The organism is Enterobacter sp. R-1.6.2 (assembly GCF_035064085.1).
Classification (GTDB): Bacteria; Pseudomonadota; Gammaproteobacteria; order Enterobacterales; family Enterobacteriaceae; genus Enterobacter; species Enterobacter asburiae_B.
In genome coordinates this window covers 129,123-148,229 of sequence record NZ_JASEYI010000009.1, presented here as the reverse complement: position 1 = coordinate 148,229, position 19,107 = coordinate 129,123, and the positions used below count along the sequence as shown (strand labels likewise).

General features: G+C 57.7%; 24 protein-coding genes. 10 read left to right on the top strand and 14 right to left on the bottom strand.

Annotated features, from left to right (window positions below; all coding sequences use genetic code 11):
- Window positions 1-9 precede the first annotated feature (9 nt).
- Both QMN93_RS12090 and nudI read left to right on the top strand, forming a co-directional pair.
- Window positions 10-357: a HigA family addiction module antitoxin gene (locus QMN93_RS12090; RefSeq protein WP_033146339.1), complete on the top strand. Its 348-nt coding sequence runs from the start codon at window positions 10-12 to the stop codon at window positions 355-357.
- Between the two features lie 44 nt (window positions 358-401).
- Window positions 402-827: a nucleoside triphosphatase NudI gene (nudI, locus tag QMN93_RS12085; RefSeq protein WP_064673552.1), complete on the top strand. Its 426-nt coding sequence runs from the start codon at window positions 402-404 to the stop codon at window positions 825-827.
- Here nudI and QMN93_RS12080 read toward each other — a convergent pair.
- A complete protein-coding gene (locus tag QMN93_RS12080; RefSeq protein ID WP_087823320.1) occupies window positions 799-1,530 on the bottom strand; it encodes an AraC family transcriptional regulator in 732 nt (243 codons plus the stop codon). The two genes, nudI and QMN93_RS12080, sit on opposite strands and share 29 nt — an antisense overlap.
- Window positions 1,531-1,627: 97 nt before the next feature.
- Between QMN93_RS12080 and QMN93_RS12075 the strand changes: the two genes are divergently transcribed.
- On the top strand, window positions 1,628-2,047 hold the full coding sequence (locus QMN93_RS12075) for a nuclear transport factor 2 family protein (RefSeq protein WP_039263434.1): 420 nt from the start codon (window positions 1,628-1,630) through the stop codon (window positions 2,045-2,047).
- 2 nt (window positions 2,048-2,049) lie between these two features.
- Here QMN93_RS12075 and QMN93_RS12070 read toward each other — a convergent pair whose 3' ends face one another.
- The 3 genes from QMN93_RS12070 to QMN93_RS12060 form a co-directional block, all read right to left on the bottom strand.
- Window positions 2,050-2,568, bottom strand: coding sequence for a DUF6622 family protein (locus QMN93_RS12070; protein WP_069303206.1), 519 nt, complete (start codon window positions 2,566-2,568; stop codon window positions 2,050-2,052).
- An 84-nt stretch (window positions 2,569-2,652) separates the two neighbouring features.
- The gene (locus QMN93_RS12065) at window positions 2,653-3,834 is read right to left on the bottom strand and encodes a PLP-dependent aminotransferase family protein (RefSeq protein WP_182382598.1); all 1,182 of its coding nucleotides are present in this window, start codon (window positions 3,832-3,834) and stop codon (window positions 2,653-2,655) included.
- 19 nt (window positions 3,835-3,853) lie between these two features.
- The gene (locus tag QMN93_RS12060) at window positions 3,854-4,741 is read right to left on the bottom strand and encodes a LysR family transcriptional regulator (protein ID WP_193139843.1); all 888 of its coding nucleotides are present in this window, start codon (window positions 4,739-4,741) and stop codon (window positions 3,854-3,856) included.
- Window positions 4,742-4,838: 97 nt separating this feature from the next.
- Between QMN93_RS12060 and QMN93_RS12055 the strand changes: the two genes are divergently transcribed.
- Entirely contained in the window at window positions 4,839-5,441 is a 603-nt protein-coding gene (locus QMN93_RS12055) for a short chain dehydrogenase (protein WP_193139845.1), read from the top strand.
- Here QMN93_RS12055 and QMN93_RS12050 read toward each other — a convergent pair.
- From QMN93_RS12050 to QMN93_RS12020, 7 genes are all read right to left on the bottom strand, one after another.
- Window positions 5,435-6,169: a bifunctional 2-polyprenyl-6-hydroxyphenol methylase/3-demethylubiquinol 3-O-methyltransferase UbiG gene (locus QMN93_RS12050; RefSeq protein ID WP_193139847.1), complete on the bottom strand. Its 735-nt coding sequence runs from the start codon at window positions 6,167-6,169 to the stop codon at window positions 5,435-5,437. The two genes, QMN93_RS12055 and QMN93_RS12050, sit on opposite strands and share 7 nt — an antisense overlap.
- Before the next feature lie 177 nt (window positions 6,170-6,346).
- A complete protein-coding gene (locus QMN93_RS12045; RefSeq protein WP_193139849.1) occupies window positions 6,347-7,726 on the bottom strand; it encodes an amidohydrolase family protein in 1,380 nt (459 codons plus the stop codon).
- A 1-nt stretch (window position 7,727) separates the two neighbouring features.
- On the bottom strand, window positions 7,728-8,684 hold the full coding sequence (locus tag QMN93_RS12040) for a carbamate kinase family protein (RefSeq protein WP_069303212.1): 957 nt from the start codon (window positions 8,682-8,684) through the stop codon (window positions 7,728-7,730).
- Entirely contained in the window at window positions 8,681-10,261 is a 1,581-nt protein-coding gene (locus QMN93_RS12035) for a xanthine permease (protein WP_069303213.1), read from the bottom strand. Before QMN93_RS12035 ends, QMN93_RS12040 begins: the two co-directional genes overlap by 4 nt.
- 11 nt (window positions 10,262-10,272) lie before the next feature.
- Entirely contained in the window at window positions 10,273-11,688 is a 1,416-nt protein-coding gene (locus QMN93_RS12030) for a DUF1116 domain-containing protein (protein ID WP_064673544.1), read from the bottom strand.
- On the bottom strand, window positions 11,688-13,229 hold the full coding sequence (fdrA, locus tag QMN93_RS12025; protein ID WP_193139851.1) for an acyl-CoA synthetase FdrA: 1,542 nt from the start codon (window positions 13,227-13,229) through the stop codon (window positions 11,688-11,690). Before fdrA ends, QMN93_RS12030 begins: the two co-directional genes overlap by 1 nt.
- Window positions 13,230-13,335: 106 nt before the next feature.
- Complete coding sequence (locus QMN93_RS12020) at window positions 13,336-13,941, bottom strand: ankyrin repeat domain-containing protein (protein ID WP_039263421.1); 606 nt, start codon at window positions 13,939-13,941, stop codon at window positions 13,336-13,338.
- A 320-nt stretch (window positions 13,942-14,261) separates the two neighbouring features.
- Between QMN93_RS12020 and QMN93_RS12015 the strand changes: the two genes are divergently transcribed.
- Window positions 14,262-15,191 carry a LysR substrate-binding domain-containing protein gene (locus QMN93_RS12015; RefSeq protein ID WP_033146353.1) on the top strand — a complete coding sequence of 310 codons (930 nt, stop codon included), beginning with the start codon at window positions 14,262-14,264 and terminating at the stop codon, window positions 15,189-15,191.
- On the opposite strand, the gene QMN93_RS12010 is transcribed toward QMN93_RS12015, so the two are convergent.
- On the bottom strand, window positions 15,188-15,346 hold the full coding sequence (locus QMN93_RS12010) for a YqaE/Pmp3 family membrane protein (protein ID WP_023308917.1): 159 nt from the start codon (window positions 15,344-15,346) through the stop codon (window positions 15,188-15,190). The genes QMN93_RS12015 and QMN93_RS12010 overlap by 4 nt on opposite strands.
- Before the next feature lie 179 nt (window positions 15,347-15,525).
- On the opposite strand from QMN93_RS12010, the gene QMN93_RS12005 reads away from it, so the two are divergent.
- The 3 genes from QMN93_RS12005 (at window position 15,526) to QMN93_RS11995 (ending at window position 16,615) form a co-directional block, all read left to right on the top strand.
- Window positions 15,526-15,825 carry a helix-turn-helix transcriptional regulator gene (locus QMN93_RS12005; RefSeq protein WP_029742056.1) on the top strand — a complete coding sequence of 100 codons (300 nt, stop codon included), beginning with the start codon at window positions 15,526-15,528 and terminating at the stop codon, window positions 15,823-15,825.
- Between the two features lie 9 nt (window positions 15,826-15,834).
- A complete protein-coding gene (locus QMN93_RS12000) occupies window positions 15,835-16,356 on the top strand; it encodes a rhodanese family protein (protein ID WP_193139853.1) in 522 nt (173 codons plus the stop codon).
- Window positions 16,357-16,435: 79 nt separating this feature from the next.
- Window positions 16,436-16,615: a hypothetical protein gene (locus tag QMN93_RS11995; protein ID WP_023308920.1), complete on the top strand. Its 180-nt coding sequence runs from the start codon at window positions 16,436-16,438 to the stop codon at window positions 16,613-16,615.
- Window positions 16,616-16,653: 38 nt separating this feature from the next.
- Here the strand turns inward: QMN93_RS11995 and stpA are convergent, their stop codons facing one another.
- Window positions 16,654-17,058, bottom strand: a complete 405-nt coding sequence (gene stpA, locus QMN93_RS11990; protein ID WP_033146355.1) for a DNA-binding protein StpA — start codon at window positions 17,056-17,058, stop codon at window positions 16,654-16,656.
- 496 nt (window positions 17,059-17,554) lie between these two features.
- Between stpA and alaE the strand changes: the two genes are divergently transcribed.
- Entirely contained in the window at window positions 17,555-18,004 is a 450-nt protein-coding gene (alaE, locus tag QMN93_RS11985) for an L-alanine exporter AlaE (RefSeq protein WP_193139855.1), read from the top strand.
- Between the two features lie 32 nt (window positions 18,005-18,036).
- Here the strand turns inward: alaE and QMN93_RS11980 are convergent, their stop codons facing one another.
- The gene (locus QMN93_RS11980; protein WP_193052143.1) at window positions 18,037-18,381 is read right to left on the bottom strand and encodes a DUF2002 family protein; all 345 of its coding nucleotides are present in this window, start codon (window positions 18,379-18,381) and stop codon (window positions 18,037-18,039) included.
- 160 nt (window positions 18,382-18,541) lie between these two features.
- On the opposite strand from QMN93_RS11980, the gene QMN93_RS11975 reads away from it, so the two are divergent.
- Window positions 18,542-18,868: a DUF883 domain-containing protein gene (locus tag QMN93_RS11975; protein WP_023308924.1), complete on the top strand. Its 327-nt coding sequence runs from the start codon at window positions 18,542-18,544 to the stop codon at window positions 18,866-18,868.
- Window positions 18,869-19,107 lie beyond the last annotated feature (239 nt).

Below are 19,107 nucleotides of genomic sequence, written 5' to 3'. Positions count from 1 at the left end.
GCATCACCTATGACACTTCAACAGGCACTCCGCAAACCCACCACGCCGGGCGACGTGTTGCAGTATGAGTATCTTGAACCGCTCAATCTGAAAATCAGCGATCTGGCGGAGATGCTCAATGTTCACCGCAACACCATCAGCGCGCTGGTCAATAACAATCGCAAGCTTACTGCCGATATGGCGATCAAACTGGCAAAAGCCTTTGATACCACGATTGAATTTTGGCTTAACTTACAGCTGAACGTCGATATCTGGGAAGCGCAATCCAACCCCAGGACGCAGGAGGAGCTAAGCCGTATAAAGACCGTTGCGGACGTCATGGCTAAGCGAAAATCTGGCCAGCCGGATGTAGCCTGATTCGGTAAACACTTCACCTATCAATACTTTTTCAGGAAGAAATCATGCGCCAACGAACCATTGTCTGCCCCATCATCCAGAACGACGGTGCCTATCTCCTGTGTAAAATGGCCGACGATCGCGGCGTGTTCCCCGGCCAGTGGGCTCTCTCCGGCGGTGGAATGGAGCCGGGCGAAACCATGGAACAGGCGTTGCGCCGTGAGATCCGCGAAGAGCTGGGCGAAGCGCTGGAGATTGTCTCGGTTACGCCATGGGCTTTTCGCGATGACATCAGGGTGAAAACCTACGCCGATGGCACCACTGAGGAGATTTACATGATCTATCTGATCTTCGACTGCATCAGCGCCAACCGGGAAGTCACGTTTAATGAAGAGTTTCAGGAGATCGCCTGGGTTAATCCGGAATCGTTAAAAGAGCTGGATCTCAACGCAGCCACGCGTGTTACCTTCGCCCAAAAGGGCCTTCTTTAATCACCCACTGCCCCGGCGTTTTACCGGTCCATGCTCTGAAAACCTCAATAAATGCGCTGACGCTGCTGTAGCCGCAGGACAGCGCAATCCACCCTACCGGCTTCCCCGCCGCCAGCCACTCCATTGCCCGCATGACGCGAGCCAGCTGCCGCCAGTTAACAAAATTCATTCCGGTCTGGGCGCTAAACCGACGGTTGAACGTACGCACGCTCATCCCAGCATGAATAGCATGGCTCTCGACCGTCTGGTTATCATCGACAAACTGCAGCAAATGGCTGACCACGTTCTTCAGACGCGGATCCGTCGGCACGGGCAGAGAAAAGCGAGCCTGGGGCGTCAGGGCAAGCTCATCCAGCAGCAAAGCAAGCTTTCGCGGATCGTACTCGCTCTCTGCATCGCATAAACGGGAAAACAGTGCATGGGTGAGATCGTCGGGCTCGAACAGCGCGGGCGCATCGGGAAGCATTGCGCACCCGGCGGGGTCAAGAAAGATAGCGCAGCCTTCTACCGCACTTTCGGAAAAAGCGGCGTGCTGCCGATCCGGAGGGATCCAGCCGATGTGTTTTGCCGGTACGACCGCTCGCGCCTGCTGCGTCTCAATGACCAGCAGCCCCGCTGCAATGCGCCACAGCTGGCCGGTGCGATGACTGTGCCAGGGCGTTCGGTACCCGCCGGGATGAAGGAGCGTTTCAACACTGACCATATCATTTTGACCGAAAATCGTTATTCTTCGGCATATTAGAGAAACTGCGACTTCTGCTGTCAAGGATAATGGTGATTCAACCACATAAGGAGCCCGCATGAGCATTATCACGTCCCTGATAGCCCACACCGACAACGCCGCGCAGCGCGAAAAGATGGCCTGCCTGTTAACCCGCTTATTCAACGGCGATATCGATCCGGCAGAGGTATTTACGCCCGATTACCAGCAGTTTACGGACGGTCACGCGCTTGACTACCGGGGTTTTGTCCAGCATCTGAGCCACGTCAGCTCACAGATCCGCGCAATCGCCTTTACCGTGGTGGAGATAGCCTGCCATGACGAACTTCTGGCTGACCGGCATATCGTAACGGTCACCTATCCTGATGGTCGTCAGGCAGAGATCGAGGTTTACCTGTTTGCCGCGCTGCGTGAAGGGAAAATCTGGCGGATCCATGAAGTCACGCGAGCACTCAGCGGCGATGCTGCAGATCGCACGCTGGCACACGCGACAGAATAACCTTACTCCGCCGGGCGCGGTGCGGCACTGTTATACACCCCAACGTAACGCGCAAATTTCCCGAGAAACACGCCGGCAAACACGCCGCCGGAGACGATCGCCAGCGCGCTCATGGCGGGCTGCTGCATCGTCTGGGGAGAGACCGCGCTCATCACGCCCAGCACATACTTCACGCCGAACGCCAGCATCATAAACGGCAGCGCGGTGTAGTCTGCCTGGCGGTAAAGGGTGCGCGGCGCATCTGCGCGGGTGATAACCGCCTGCTTAATCAGGATATACCCCAGCGCGGCCCCGGCGAGGATCCCCGCCGTCCACAATGCGACAGTTCCGGGCGTCAGGGTGCGGTAGACCACCAGATCGTAGATATCCCAGATTAGAAATATTGCCGGAATGATGGCAAGCCTCTCCAGCGTAACGGTGGCAGGCCTGCGGGCTTTAATGCCGCGAGAGATAAGGAAGATAAACAGCACCCACACCCAGGCGGGCGTGTGCGTAACGACACCGAACAGAAATTCAAACATGGAGATCTCCATGGACGATCGCGGCCCGTGCCGCCTGAACGCGTATTGCGCATAACGGCAGGAAAACCATTATGCGCAGGTCTTTTACAGCGATTTTTTCAGGCGTTTAACCGCTTCCTTCAGCTCTTCATCCGTTGGCGTGACAAACGACATACGCAGCGTAGAATGGTCTGGCTCATTGCAGTAGAAAAATTCGCCCGGCACAAATACTACGCCGTTACTTAACGTTTTTTCCAGCCAGCGGGTGGTATTACTACTATTTTTCATATTCGCCCACAGGAACATGCCGCCCTTCGGCTTGTGGAACGACATCACATCGCCCAGCTCGGCCTCCAGCTCGGTTGCGAACGTCTGGTATTTCTGGCGATAGGCTTCGCGGATCGTTTTAATCTGAGCGGGCAGACGACCGGTTTTCAGGTATTCATACGTCATCAGCTGCGACAGCGTGCTGGTGTGCAGGTCGGTGGTTTGCTTAAGGTTTACTACTGCGCGCTTCAGCCATTCCGGCACCAGCACCCAGCCCACGCGGGTTCCTGGAGCAAGAATTTTGGAGAAGGTTGAGGTATACACCACGTTCTCTTCGTTGCCGATATCTTTGGCATGGGCAATTAACGGGCGGAAAACTTCATCGGTATAATTAATTTCGCTGTACGGATCGTCTTCAATAATGACGAAGTCATAGCGCTTCGATAATTCCACCAGCTGTTTGCGACGCGCCTCAGAAAGGGTTACCCCGCCAGGGTTGCCAAACGTCGGAACAATATAGACCGCTTTGATGGTTTTATTTGCCGCCAGCGCTTCAAGCTCGTCGACCTTCATTCCGTCGCCGTCGGTGCCAACGGATTCAAAATTCGCCTGCGCCAGGCCAAATACCTGCAGCGCAGCAAGATAGGTTGGACGCTCAACCACAACGGTATCGCCCGGGTTAATTAATGCACGCGCCAGCACGTCGAGGGACTGCTGTGAACCGGAGGTCACGACCACATCATCCGCCTTGCAGCGGATCCCGCGCCCTTCACAGATGCGCTGAATTTCTTCCCGCAGCCCCGGTACGCCTTCCGTCAGGCCGTACTGGAACGCCTCGCCAAAATGCTGTGATAATACGGCATCAGCGGCAATTTTCAGCCCTTCGTGATCGAACAAGGCCGGGTTAGGAATCCCCCCACCCAGCGAAATGACGCCGGCCATTTTGCTATGTTTTAATAATTCACGGATGGCAGATGATTGCAGGCCCTGCGCGCTGCTGGCGAGTTTATTCACAGACATTCTTTGCATACCTTCTTTTTTATAGTGTGCCCAATCTTAGCAGAATATGGGCGATAAATTCCGTTAGCTTAGGGAGAGGTCGTAAATCCTGACGCCACAGCAAATGCACGGGTCTCGGCGCCGGAATATACGCCTCCAGCACCCGCACCAGCCTGCCGCTTTCCAGATCTTCCGCCACCAGAACCTCCGGCTGCAGCAGCAGTCCCGCCCCGGCTCTCGCGGCCATCCGCAGCCCGTAGCCGTCGTTGCATCTTAAGACCGCGTCCCGCTTCCAGCGCACCTCGCCCTCAACGCCCGGCAACCGCCACTCGTTGCGCGCGGTCCACACGCTGTGGGACAGGCAGAGATGATCCACCAGATCGGCAGGGGTTTGCGGCGTACCGTAGTGCGCAAGGTAGTCCGGCGCGGCGCAGATCACCATCCGGTAAGGGCAGAGGTATTTCGCCACCAGATCGTCGTTATGAATGTCGCCAATACGAATGGCCAGATCGATACCCTCCTCCACCAGATCCACCATCCGGTTGGTGAGATCCAGCTCGATGCGCACCTCCGGGTAGCGTTGTAAAAAAGAGGCCGTAAGCGGCGCGATCGCGCTGCCGCCAAACGAGGTGGGCGCCGTCACGCGCAGGGTGCCGGACGGCGCGGCGCGCAGGCGCTCCACGGCGCTTTCGGCGATCGCGACCTGCTCCAGCACCCGCTTCGCCTCGTCGAAATAGACCCGCCCGGCGTCGGTCAGGCTCTGGCGCCGCGTGTTACGCTCCAGCAGGCGGCTACCGAGCTGTGATTCCAGCAGCGCAACGTATTTCCCCACCATTACCGCCGACATCTCCAGCCGTGCCGCCGCACCGGTAAAGCTGCCGCTTTCAACCACGGCAATAAAGGTCTCCATGCTGCGAAGCTTATCCATATTCCAAACTCCTGGTTAGCAATCTTCTAACTTTAGCCCAGTTTATCTGCATTTTTATTTATTAAAGAATGGGGGCTCACAACATAAGGAGTCAGCTATGAAAATCGTCATTATTGGTGCCAGCGGTACGGTTGGTCGTGCGGTAACGGAAGAGCTGAGTCGTCGCCACGAGGTCATCCGCGTCGGCCGCACGCAGGGCGACGAGCAGGTGGATATCACCTCGCAGGCGAGCGTCCAGGCGCTGTTTGAGAAAATCGGCCCGGTGGATGCGATTGTCTCCGCCAGCGGTGGCCTTTACTTTGGCCCGCTCGCGACCATGAAGGACAGCGACTTCAACCAGGGCCTGCAGGACAAGCTGCTCGGGCAGGTGCGCCTGGCGCTGACCGGCCAGCATTATCTGAACGAAGGCGGCTCTATTACGCTGATAAGCGGCATCGTGGCGCACGAGCCGATTGCGCAGGGCGTGAATGCCACCACGGTGAATGCGGCGCTGGAAGGGTTTATCCGCGCCGCAGCCTGCGAGCTGCCGCGCGGGATCCGCATCAACCTGATTAGCCCGACGGTACTCACCGAATCCGTCGAAACGTACGACGGCTTCTTCCCGGGCTTTGAGAGCGTTCCCGCCGTGACCGTGGCGCAGGCCTATCGCCGCAGCGTGGAAGGCGTGCAGAGCGGGCGGGTGTATAGGGTGGGTTACTGAGCCTTACGGGCGGCGATCAGCACCAGCATCGGGCGCTCTGCCTCTTCGGCCAGCGCGGGCCAGGCGTCAATCTGCGCCTGCGCTGGCCCCCACTCGTTGACGTCGCTTATCGTTAATCCGGCCCCGATCAGCGCGTTAAGCGTGGTGCCGAGCGTGCGGTGGTATTTAACCACCCCGTCCGCCAGCCAGTTGCTGACGCGTTTGCCTTCATCCTGATAATGGTTCACGCCCCAGAACCGCTCGCCGCTATCGTCGGTCAGCCAGCCCTGACGGGTGGCGCAGGTGTAGATCGGGTGCTCCATCGAAAAGACCAGGCTGCCGCCGGGCTTGAGCGCGCGCTGAACCCTGGCGAATAACGTATCCAGTTCCGGCAGGTAGTGCAGCGCCAGCGAGCTGTAGACCAGATTGAGGCTGTTCTCGTTAAGCTTGAGAGATTCCAGATCGCTACGCTGATAGTGAATCTGTGGGTCAGCGGTAAGCTCCGCCGCGCGGGCGAGCATCTTTTCTGAGATATCGACCCCCGTGACGTCAGCAGCGCCCAGCTCGCGCGCCGCGCGGCAGAACCAGCCGTAGCCGCAGCCGAGATCGACAACCGATTTGCCGGTTAAATCCAGCAGCATACTTTTTAGCGCGGGCCACTCCGGCGCGCCGTCCAGACCCTGCACCGAGCGTGGAAGCCGGGCGTAGCCTTCAAAAAACGCCGGATTGTCGTAGATATTTTGTGCCATGGCAGATCCCTCTTTAAGAATGTGCATAGCAGTATACTGCATTGTCGGGTGGCGGCTTCGCCTTACCCGACCTACGGAAGTGCGGCCTGATGCCCTCACCCCAACCCTCTCCCACAGGGAGAGGGAGAAATGCACCTCACCCCAACTCTCTCCTACAGGGAGAGGGAGAAATGCACGTCAACCCACCGAGCCCCAGACAAGGTTGCCCTTATGGAACGTCGCGGTGCGCGGTGAAATGCGCGCCACGGCCTCGGCGGAGCAGGAAGCATCCACCAGCACAAAGCTGGCGTCGTCCTGCGCTTTCGGCCACACGCGCTCGCCTTTGTCGTTCAGCGGCAGCACGTCGCCGGTGGCAATACCGAGCGCGCGGGAGAGCGTCTGCTCGTTCGGGCGGATGTAGAGCTGAGCGTAAAGATTCGCTTTCTCCAGCATGTCCCCCAGACCGTACGGCGACCAGTGATCGATCACGCTGTCGGTCCCCGTCATTACGAACACGCCCTTCTCGCGCAGCTGCTTCAGCGGCATATGCAGGGTGCCAATCGGCACGGTGGAGGCGATGGTCACCTGCTGCGCCGCCATGCGGGTGGCGATCTCATCTACCTGCTGCTCGTTGAGCGTCGCCAGCGCGAAGGCGTGGCTGATGGTCAGCTTGCCCTTCAGCTCCGGCGTTTTCTCCACGGTTTCCACCATATAGTTCACCGCCGCCACGCCCGCCGGGCTGGTTTCGTGCAGGTGGATATCCACCCCTTTGTCGTAGTCCAGCGCAATCTGGAACATGGTGTCGAGGGATTTCTCCATCGCGCCGTCGACGTTGGTAGGATCCAGCCCGCCCACGTAGTGCGCCCCGGCCTGCATCGCCTCGCGCATCAGCTTTTCGGAGTTTGACAGCAGCAGCCCGTGCTGCGGAAAAGCGACGATTTCGCAGTCAAAGCCGGGCTTACGGCGCGATAAAACCGCCTGCAGGTTTTCCAGATTCTTCAGGCCGGAGGTCGGCTCGATATTGCAGTGGCTGCGGGCGATGGTGGAGCCTTTCGACTGGATCAGATCGATCAGCTTTTCCGCGCGCTCCTGGGTGTAGGGCTGTAGCTCCGGCAGCAGCTTCTGCTCAAGGCGGATCATGTCCTGAATCGTGGTGCCCGCGGGGCGGTTCAGGGAGCGCCACGGACCGCCGTAAAAGGTTTTATCCAGGTGAATGTGCATGTCGCGCATCGCCGGGAGCATCAGCTTGCCGCCCGCATCGTAGTGCGGCAGCGTGGCGTCGGCGTGGCGCTTGTTATCGCGCAGGGCGACGATCTTCCCGTCGTTAATTTCCAGCGTTTTCAGCTCGGTGCGGGTGCTCGTCGCCACACCGCCGTCGACGTTGAACCCGGCCTCCAGCAGCACGTTGTCCAGATAGTAATGTTTCGCGGTGATGCTCATCGGTTTGCCCGTCTCGCAGGTTGGCTTCGCGGGGTCAGCAGCATACGCGACGGATCCGGTGGCGCCAAACAGCGCGCAGGCGGTGACCATTTTGCCGCTCTGGCTGATAAATTCGCGGCGGCTTTTGTTTTCACTCATCTTATCTTCCTTCATTAACAATATGGGTACCGGTTTCCCCGCGCAGCGCCGCGGGCAGGCAGTCCGGCGAGGTGATAATCACGCGCCTGCCGCCGTGGTGTAAAAATTCCAGCGAGGCGACGATTTTGGGCAGCATGCTGCCCGCCGGGAAGTGGCCCTCTTCCCTGTAGCGCGTCATCTGCGCCACGCTGACGGTGTCCAGCGCCTGCTGGTTCGGCTTGCCGAAGTTGATGCACACCTTCTCCACGCTGGTGGTGATCGCCAGCACGTCGGCACCGATCTCGCGCGCCAGCAGCGCGGTGGAGAGATCTTTATCAATCACCGCATCGACGCTCTGGTAGTCGCCCTGCTCGCTGCGAATCACGGGTATTCCGCCGCCGCCCGCGCCGATCACCACAAAGCCTTTTTGCGTCAGCGTTTTGATGGCGTCGGCCTCAACGATGCGCAGCGGCTGCGGTGAAGCCACCACGCGACGGTAGCCACGGCCTGAATCCTCGACAAAATGCCAGTCCGGGTGTGCCTGTTGGAGCTCGTCGCGCTGCGCCTCGGTGAAGAACGCACCGATAGGTTTCGTCGGGTGCGTAAAGCCGGGATCGTTTTTATCCACCTCCACCTGCGTGACGACCGTGACCGCTTTTTGCTCCCCGCGCGCGGCCAGGCGATTGTTGAGCGCCTGCTGGATCAGGTAGCCAATCCCGCCCTGGGTGTCCGCCACGCAGTTTGCCAGCGGGGTCAGCGGCAGCCCTTCCCGCTCGTGGGCGATTTCGGCGCGGCGCAGATCCAGCCCCACCTGGGGGCCGTTGCCGTGGGTGAGCACGATGTCATAGTCGGATGCCAGCATTTCCAGCACCGACTCTGCCACCGCTTTCACCGCCTGCGCCTGGTGTTCAACCGACTGGCTGGCGTTGTCTTTGATAATGCTGTTGCCGCCGATGGCGACGACCATAAGCTCTTTCATTTTGTGTCCTTTAGAAGGTGCGTTCTGGTGCCCTCACCCCGACCCTCTCCCACTGGGAGAGGGGGAGTAACAGAGATATCCAGCACATGCTTCACCACAAACATGCCGCCCATCATCAGATACGCGGTGACGAACATCAGCGAACTGCCCTCGGCAAAGCCCACCACCGGGGCGTGGATCACCCCAAACAGCGCCAGCAGCGCCCCGACGGAGGCCGCAACGGCTCCGCGCAGCGGCTTGTTGATGATGGCGAAAATGGCGATACAGCCCCACAGCATGCTGGCGAGCGGCGCGCCGTTGCCGAGATGCACCAGGCCTTCGTAGTAAATTCCTTTGCTGTGCAGCACGTCGGTGCCGATCTTCGCCGCGCTGGTGCCCGCCGCCCCCATCACGCTGTTCATCATGGTCAGCGCCCAGTTTGCGATCCACGGGAACAGGCAGATGAAGATCACCGGCACCTCCACTTTGGGCGTTTCCCTCACCACCTGGTTGGCGGTGACGACGCCGATAAACACCAGTATCGGCACGATTGCGGTCATCGGAATGATGGCGAGCATAAACGCCCCCAGCCCGAACAGCGGCACGATGAACATGGTCACGCCGGAGGCCAGCGTATAGCCGATGCTCGCGCCCATCGCTTTCCAGCCAGGGTGGCCAACGTAGACCGTCACCGGGAACGGGTTCCCCATCAGGCAGCCGAGCATCGACGCCAGACCGTTAGCCAGCATCACCTTACGCGTCGGGTACGCATCTCCCGCCGCGTGGGCGCTTTCGATGTTCTCCAGATCAAAGATGTAGTTCGCCAGCCCCAGCGGCACGGCAGAGGCCAGATACGGCAGCGCGTGCGGCAGGCCCTGCATGAAGCTGTCCACGTGCACTTCCGGCGGGTTAAAGCCGAAGGATGACATGGACGCTTTAATCGCTTCCGGGCTTTGCAGGCCGGAGATCCACGCCAGTGCCGTACCGGCAATCAACAGCAGCAGACCGGTCGGGATACGGGCGAAAATCGGCTTTTTACCGAACCAGTTGATGAAGATCAGCAGCAGCACGATGAACGACACGGTCGGCGCTTCGAACGCCTGCAGTATCGGGTTCATCGCCAGCAGCAGCAGGCCCAAACCGGAGAGGCACGACAGCAGCACGGTGCGCGGGATCATCTTGCGGATGGTTTCCCCCAGGAACGAACCGCCCGCGAGGATCATCGCCTCCACGAAGCACCACACCAGGCCAATCTGGATCGCGAAGTCCGCATCGCCGGTCTGCTGATAAACCGGCATCAGGACCAGGAAGGTCACGGTAAAAATCGACGGCGCGCTCGGGCCGGACGGCAGCGCGGTCACGTCCGTTCGTCCGGTGGCGCGCGCCATCTGCATGCCGAACCAGGCGTAGCAAATACTCGCGACCAGCACCGCCAGCCCGAAGGCCGGCGCGATGCGTCCATAAACAATCTCCTTCGGGATGCCGACGACAAAAATGAGCAGCCCCATCATGGTCAGCAAATTGGTCAGGTTGTTGGTCATCAATCCGAAATACGCCGCCCAGTCACCTCTTTTCCACTCCAGCTTCATGTTTTTCATGGATGCATGCCTTATAAAAAGTAGCGATCGCGGAAGGTCAACAGCGCCTTTTCAAAACAGCTAAACGGCGGGTGAACGATGCCCGCCCCAATCATGCCGATGCCCGCGTCTTTATGGGCAATGGCGGTGTTAATCACCGGCAGAATGCCGCTGCCCGCGACTTTGGTGATGTCGATAGCGGTCGGAATGCCCATAAACGAGAGCAGCGGAATGGTGACGTTCGGGTTTTCGCCGAGGGTGATTTCGCGCATCTGACGGGAAAAGTCGATGGCTTCCTCCACCGTGCCGCCCACCAGCGCAACGATTGCCGGGGCCGTCGCCATCGCAAAGCCGCCAATGCCGTAGGTTTCGGTGATGGCGCTGTCGCCGATGTCCAGCCCGGAGTCTTCCGGCTTATAGCCTGCGAACATCGGGCCAATCACCTGCTGCGCCGGGCCGGTGAACCACTGCCCCGGCAGGCCGGAAACGCGCAGGCCAAACTCGTAGCCGTTGCGCGCCATGGTGGTGACGACGGTGCTGTACTCAATGCCGTGCGCGGCGTCCAGCGCGGCCTTACACATCGCCATCCACGTCGGGCCGGAGAAGTAGTCGCTGCTGGCGACAAACTCGAACACCTCGCGCTGCTGCTCCACCGGATAGCCCGCCTGAATTAGCCCCGGCGTCAGCGCCTGGATCAGCAGCGTGGTGCCCGCGTTGTTGCGGTTGTGACACTCGTCGCCCATGTGCAGCGCCTGAGCCAGCATCAGGCGCAGGTCGATTTCGCCGACGATCTTCATCGCGTCGCGCAGCATCGGGCCGAGCACGTCGCGCATCCAGTTCAGACGGTCGATCACGCTCTGGTCGTTGGCGCCCATGCGCAGGATCTTCGCCATCTGCTCGCTGAGGTTGGTGAACGCGCGGTTGCCGTAGGTTTTGTTTTCAACGATGTGCATAAACATCGACGCGGAGGTAACGCCCGCCATGGAGCCCACGCAGTCGTGCTCGTGGCACGGCGAGAAGGTAATATCTCCGGAGGCGGCGAGCCTTGCCGCGTCGTCCAGATCTTTCGCCAGCCCTTCAAACACCAGCGCCCCGGTGACCGCGCCCTTCATCGCCCCGCACATATTTTCCCAGGCGACAGGCGGACCGGCGTGCAGAATGGTGGTGCGGGTCATGCCCGGCACCACGTTAATGGCCTGGTCATAGCCCACCAGCACCGGATGAGACTGAATAATGCGTTCAAGGGCGATGCGGTTGGCGGCGGCGATTTTCTCCGCCAGCGGTTTTTCCGCCAGCCGATCGAGCGCTTCAACGACCTGCATATTGCCCCGCCCCGGCGGCGTCCAGTCGAGCTGGGTGACGGGAACGTGCTGTTTTTTGAGATCGTCGCTGAACATCGCAATGCCGACGTTAATCACGTTCAGCGGCTGGTTGAATAAGGTCGTCATTATGCTTTCTCCCCTTTGCAGACAAATTCGCGTGCCAGTAATCCGGTGTTGGTGCTGCTGCTGGCCCAGATGACGCCTGCGTCGGTCAGCAGCTGGCACTGCTGCGCCAGCGACTGCGGATCCTGGTCGGTGCCGAGCACGTAGCCGAGGATCTCCAGCGGACGGTTATCGGCCTTCGCGATCGCCTGCGCCTCTTTAATGGCGTCGATCATCACGCCGACCGGATCCTCGTGCGCGCCAAAGCCCAGCACGAAGTCCATCACAATTACCCCGACTTCCGGGTCGCGGGCTTCCTGCAGCAGGCGGCTGATGCGATTGGTCGGGTCGATCATCGGGTGCGGCTTGCCGTTGGTGAAATCGTCGTCGCCAAAGTCGAGGAAGGTATGGGCTTTACTGACGCTTATGTCGCTCAGGCGCTTAGCCGGATCCGGCTGGATGTTGCTGTAGACGTCGTCGAATTTCGCAAGCGCCGCGAACATCGCCTCGTCGCACAGGGTGCCGCCGCAGAACAGGCCGCGAATGTACTTCTGCTGCCGGGTCAGGCGGGCGCGCACCTCTTCAATCAACGGCCAGTTGAGCGGATGCAGATCGAGGGACTCTTTCTTGATGCCGGTGAGCAGGACCGCCTTCAGGGCCGCCTCTTTGGTGCCGCGCGCAAACTGCAGGCCGTCTTCATCGGCGGGCGGTTCGCTGCGGCCGAGGAAGCAAACAATCACCGGCTTGCGGCAGGCGCGCGCGCGGGCCAGCACTTTCTCCGCCACGGCTGGCGCTGGCGGCTTGGAGATCAGCGCGATAACCTGGGTCGCGTCGTCCGCTTCCAGCATGTCGATGGCGTCGAGCATCATCAGGCCGCCGATTTTCTCGCTGAGATCGCGCCCGCCGGTGCCGATCAGCTGCGACACGCCGCCGCCGAATTCGTGAATGCGCACGCTCAGCTCCTGGCTGCCGGTGCCGGATGCGCCTACGATGCCAATCGGTCCGCGGCGCACCGCGTTGGCGAAGCACAATCCTGCGCCGTTGATGATGGCGGTGCCGCAGTCCGGCCCCATCATCAGCAGCCCTTTCTTATGCGCCAGCTGCTTCAGCGCCAGCTCGTCGTCGAGCGACACGTTATCGGAAAACAGCATCACGTTAAGATCGTTTTCCAGCGCCTGGCGCGCTTCGCGGGCGGCGAAGGTGCCGTTGACGGAAATCACCGCGAGGTTGCTCTCCGGGCGATGGGTTTTGGCGCTGGCAATCGTGGCGTAGCGCGCTTCATGGGTGCCGCCGCTCTCTTTACGCGTGAACAGCGCTTCGATGGCCGCCAGGGTTTCATCATTCGCCGCGTCGCCTTTAATCACGATCATCAGGTCGCCGTTTTTGGCTTCCGCTAATTCCGGCGTTAATAGCCCGAGGTTTTTTAATACGCCTTTGTTCATTTCCGTCGCCATCGCGACAAACGCCTGCTCGACGCCCGGTAATTTATTGGCTTTGGTGGAAACGGACATTAATGAGACGGAGTCAAAATAGGTGTTCTTTTTTATGACGATTTTCGTGGGCATTATTTTCTCCTGAACGCGGATAAAAGGGGGCCGCCGTCGTGCAAAATGCACGTCGGTAAAAATGCGTTTTAATTAGCGGCCAGCCGGAAAAGGCTGGCCGAATGCGTTATGCGCCCGCCGCCAGCAGCAGGTCAGCTATTGCATCGAAGCCTTTTTCCCGCGCCAGCTCGAGCGGGGTTTTACCGTATTTATCGGTCATGTGCGGGTTCGCGCCGTGATCCAGCAGCAGCTTAACGATCTCCTGCTGCTTTGCGCCGCCGTCGTTGAGCACGATCGCTTCCAGCAGCGGCGTCCAGCCGACAAAGTTAGTGTGGTTGACGTTAATGTCCGTTTTTTCCAGCAGCTCGCGCACGATCTCCACGTGCCCCTTTTCACTGGCAGGGGTAATGCCCACGCCGCCAAAGCGCGTCAGGCGATCGAGATCCGGATTTGCCGGAAGGACAAGGCGCAGCAGGGTGATATCGTTGGTCAGGCAGCTAATCAGGAAAGGGTTAAAGCAGGTCTGATCCTGTTTATCAATATCCGCCCCGGCGGCAATTAATAACGCCACGCAGTCATAATGCTTTTTCAGGCTGGCAATAATAACGGCGGTTCTTTTCTGTCGATTGGTGGCGTTAATATCCACGCCTTTCTCCAGACAGGCTTTTAGCGCATCGCTATTGCCCTCTTCTGCCGCCAGCAGAAATTCAGTAACGAGTTCGTTCGCAGACATATTCAGACTCCCGATGTTTTTATTTCTGTTGACCTGAGAATAGCAACAGCCTGGTCATAAAAGAATCCGCTTAAAAATGATTCATCGACAGTCAATTCATTGTTGAGGTAAATTCAATAAACTGGTTAAAACGTGCGTCTGTGCAACCTTTTTCTTATGTTTCTCCGCTTTTTAGCGCTTCTGGCTGCATTATGCTTATGCCTGACGAAGCCTTACTGCGTGCGGCTTTCGACAAAGAGTCAGAACTGTGATCGGCTTCAAATGCGTTGTAACGACGCTGTTAAAATATGTTCAAAACTGATGGCTGAAGGGAGTGAGATATGAATTCCATCTTTACCGAGGAAAACCTGCTGGCCTTTACTACCGCCGCACGCTTCGGCAGCTTCAGCAAAGCCGCCGCCGAACTGGGCGTGACGACATCTGCCATCAGCTACACCATTAAGCGCATGGAGACCGGGCTGGACGTGGTGCTGTTCGTCCGCAGCACGCGCAGCATCGAGCTGACCGAGTCCGGGTTTTACTTTTACCGTAAGGCCACCGACCTGCTGAACGACTTTCACGCCATCAAGCGCGGGATTGATACCATTTCTCAGGGCATTGAGGCGCGGGTGCGCATCTGTATCAACCAGCTTTTGTATACCCCACGCCACACGGCGCGGCTGCTGCAGGTGCTGAAAAAGCAGTTTCCCACCTGTCAGATCACCGTGACCACCGAGGTCTACAACGGCGTCTGGGACTCCATCATCAACAACCAGGCCAACATCGCGATTGGCGCGCCGGACACGCTGCTGGACGGCGGCGGGATTGATTACACAGAGATCGGCGCCATTCGCTGGGTGTTTGCCATCGCGCCGGAACACCCGCTGGCGTTCACCCCGGAGCCAATAGCGGAAAGCCAGCTGCGCCTGTATCCCAACATCATGGTGGAAGATACCGCGCACACCATTAACAAAAAGGTTGGCTGGCTGCTGCACGGGCAGGAGGCGATTCTGGTCCCGGACTTTAACACCAAATGTCAGTGTCAGATCCTGGGCGAAGGGATTGGCTTTTTGCCGGAATACATGGTCCGCGAGGCGGTAGACGCGGGGCTGCTGGTCACCCGACGGATTAACAACCCACGTCAGGACTCGCGCATGCTGCTCGCCACGCAGCATGCCGCAACCGGCCAGGTCACGCGGTGGATCAAGCAGCAGTTTGGTCCGGCGGGGGTGCTGACCGATATCTATAGCGATTTACTGTGGCGCGCCTAGCTTTTGCTCTGTACCCAAAACGCGTGAATGAGGCCGGGGAAGTAGCCCAGCAGCGTCAGAAGAATGTTGATAATAAACGCCCAGCCAAATCCTTTACCCAACAGCACGCCCAGCGGCGGTATGAGGATCGTAAAAACAATACGCCAAAATCCCATATAAACACTCCGTTCAATCTAATCCATTGAAAATAATAAAGAGAACGCTGTAAGCATAGCCAGTTTATTCGTCTGTACCAGTTCCGGGCCTCGCGTTTACCCTCTTTTACGCTTTTGACGCTGGTTTAATGCACCGGATTAGTTTAGCATTCACTTAATTAAGCAAACACTAAACTATCATGACCGAACTCGAACAGCTTCAGGCCAGCGCCGGGCAGGCCGCCACACTTTTAAAAGCGATGAGCAACCCGCGTCGGCTGCTGATCCTCTGCACCCTGTGCGGAGCGCCCGGCACCAGTGCGGGGGAGCTTGCGCGAGCCACGGGGCTAAGTCCTTCCGCCACGTCGCAGCATCTGGCGCGCATGCGTGAGGAAGGGCTTATCGACAGCACCCGCGACGCGCAGCGCATTCTCTATTCCATTAAAAACGATGCGGTACATCAGCTTATCAGCACCCTGAAAACCCTTTATTGTCCGTAAGGAGCCGCCATGTCACTTCCTCTTATTTCACCGCGCCAGGCCAATGCCCGGGTCGCTGAAGGCGCAAAACTGATTGATATTCGTGATGCCGACGAGTACGCCCGCGAGCATATTCCCGCCGCGCGGTCCGTGCCGCTGGATACCTTACCCGGCGCACTTAACGCGCAGGCGGGCGATACGGTGATTTTTCACTGCCAGTCCGGCGCCCGGACGTCGGGGAATGCCGAGCGCCTTGCTCAGGCCGCCACGCCCGCAGAGGCATTTGTGGTCGAGGGGGGGATTCAGGGCTGGAAGCAGGCGGGGCTGCCGACCGTTGAAGACAAATCCCAGCCGCTGCCGCTGATGCGTCAGGTGCAAATTGCCGCCGGGCTGTTGATACTCTGCGGCGTGGTGCTGGGCTATAGCGTCTCCAGCGGCTTTTTCCTGCTCAGCGGTTTTGTCGGAGCCGGGCTGCTGTTCGCCGGTGTGACGGGCTTTTGCGGCATGGCGCGACTGCTCAAGGTGATGCCATGGAACCGGCGTACCTCATAAGCAGTAATCGGTGAAATACGCTGTACCCGGCGTCATGCGTGGGCTAAGGTGAAGATCGCTAAAACGATGAGGAGGTAATATGTTTTCTGTCGGTGATTATGTGCAACCGCGTAAAGGCGGCCCGAAACTGAAAGTGCTCGAAGTGAACGGTGACAGCATTGTGGCGGTCCAGGCCAGCAATGAGCAAGGCGAGAAATATACGCTGAAAGCCGCCGATGTGGCGCCTTATACCGAAGAAGGTGATTTCGGCGTCTGCTGAACAGTCAGCCGGGCGGCGTGTTCCGCCCGGCTCATCCGTTAGATCAGAAAATCATCCAGTGATTTACCGTCTGCCAGCGCGCTGGCGATAGGCTTCGGCGTGCGGCCCTGGCCGGTCCACGTTTTCTCTTCGCCATTCTGGTCAATAAAGCGATATTTTGCTTCACGCGGCTTACGCTTTTTCGCTGGCTTACCCGCCTGCGCCAGTTCAGAACCCAGCAGGTCAGTCGGGGAAATACCATCGGCTTTCATCCGCTCCAGCAGGGCATTAATTTTTTCCTGCTGCTCAGCACGCTGCTGCTCTAATTCCGTCAGCTCGCTGCGTTTCTCTTCAGTAACGACCCTGACCTTTTCCAGCATTTCCTCAAGAACGTCCAGGGATAATTCACGCGCCATGGCGCGCAGGGTTCGGATATTATTAAGATTCTGTAACGTCAAAGACATATTATTTGAAAACCTTTTCTTTGGGGGATAAATAGATAAATCGCCGACAGAATAATTCATTTGAGTTGAAATATCTACCCAAGGGTCCGTACGGGCATCAGCGTTAATATATTTAGAACTCGCTGTTAATAATAGCGCAAGGCGCTGACAGGACACCGGTGAATCCAATCACCACATTAATATAAATAGCCAACTTTAATCCAAACCGCAGCATACTCCACCGCTATCAGGTGGGGATTCCTGCTTCTCGCCACCAACAAAAGCAAGTGGTTGATTTTAATATAAAAACTCTCAAACGAGACAGATTATAACGATCGGAACAAAAAACGAACAACTTTAGAGAATTTTGTGGACAAAAGACGATTAAATAAAAATTAATCACTAGTTGTTAGTTCAAACACAGAGATATACGCTATACATGTCAAACAAACCAACCTAAAGCACTAACCGCTGAAGGAAAATCGTTTCTTTTGTGTTCTTCTCAAGGAGTTCAGACATGTTCTCGCCGCAATCTCGCCTGCGCCACGCGGTGGCGGATACTTTCGCGATGGTTGTTTACTGTTCCGTCGTGAACATGCTGATCGAAATATTCCTCTCCGGAATGTCCTTCGAGCAGTCGCTTTCTTCTCGTCTGGTGGCGATCCCGGTCAATATTATTATTGCATGGCCTTATGGTTTATACCGCGATGCGGTAATGCGCTTCGCGTGTCGTATCAGTCCTGCAGGCTGGGTGAAAAACCTGGCGGACGTTCTGGCGTATGTGACGTTCCAGTCGCCGGTTTACGTAGCCATTCTCCTGACAGTCGGTGCAGACTGGCACCAGATCGCTGCGGCGGTCAGTTCGAATATTGTTATTTCGATGTTGATGGGAGCCGTTTACGGCTATTTCCTCGACTACTGTCGCCGCCTGTTTAAGGTCAGCCAGTACAGCCAGGCAAAAGCGTGATGTGAAGCGACTGGCGCACGCCAGTCGCGGATTTACTGTACGTCGCCAAACAGTCCCTTCAAAAATCGCTCCAGCGCCATACGCGAACTGAAACCGTGCGGAATACCATAATGCTCATGCCGTTCACCGCCTAAATAGAGCGGAAATTGATGATAATGATCGCAGGTTTTAATATCCGAGGCAGGCTCAGCAAATGACAGACTTCTGTCTTTCAGCGTCGGGTGAATAATGAGAGCGGTACGTCCCATTCTTGCTTCGCGATTAACATAAACATAATTCTCGCCGCGGCGATATCCATACGCTTTTGGCGTCACCTCATCCATGGTGAATCCCTCTTTTTCAAGAACGCGTGCCACCTCGTCAGGTCGTAAATACATATCTTTTCCTCGTTATCTTTTCCTGCCCGGCAACCTTACAGTATTCAGCAATAGCAGGGCTTTCAGAATAGTCCATAAACTGCCGGATAACGCGTGATGCGCTTCAGATATTAAATTTCTGAACTAAACTGAACGGGAACACAAAATTACGGAGGATCGTATGTTTAACAGACCGAACCGAAACGATATTAACGACGACGCTCAGGATATTCGTAATGATGTCAGCCAATTAGCGGACACGCTGGAAGAGGTGCTGAAGTCCTGGGGAAGTGACGCGAAGGACGAAGCGGATGCCGCAAAGCGTAAGGCTCAGTCTCTGCTCCGTGAAACCCGCGCCCGTATGAACGGACGTTCACGCGCCACGCAGGCTGCCTGCGACATGGCAAGCTGTGCTACGACCTTCGTGCGTGAAAAACCGCTATGTACTCTGGGAACCGTCGCGGCGGTCGGCATCTTCGTCGGTGCCCTGCTCAGCCTGCGTAAATAATCCCGCGTATTCTGCCCCGGTAGCCTCAGGCGCCGGGGCATTTTTATGCCCGTTAGCCTGAAAAACCCGTACAGCCTGCCCTGCCCCGCTGTGCTCATCACAGGGGCGATATCAATCTAAATTTCCCATATCTTGTATGGTTGAAACTTAAGACATCTACATCTAGTATTCCTTTAGCAAGATACACACAACCCGACGCGATGATTCGCGCCGTACCCTCATTTTAAATGGAAATACGA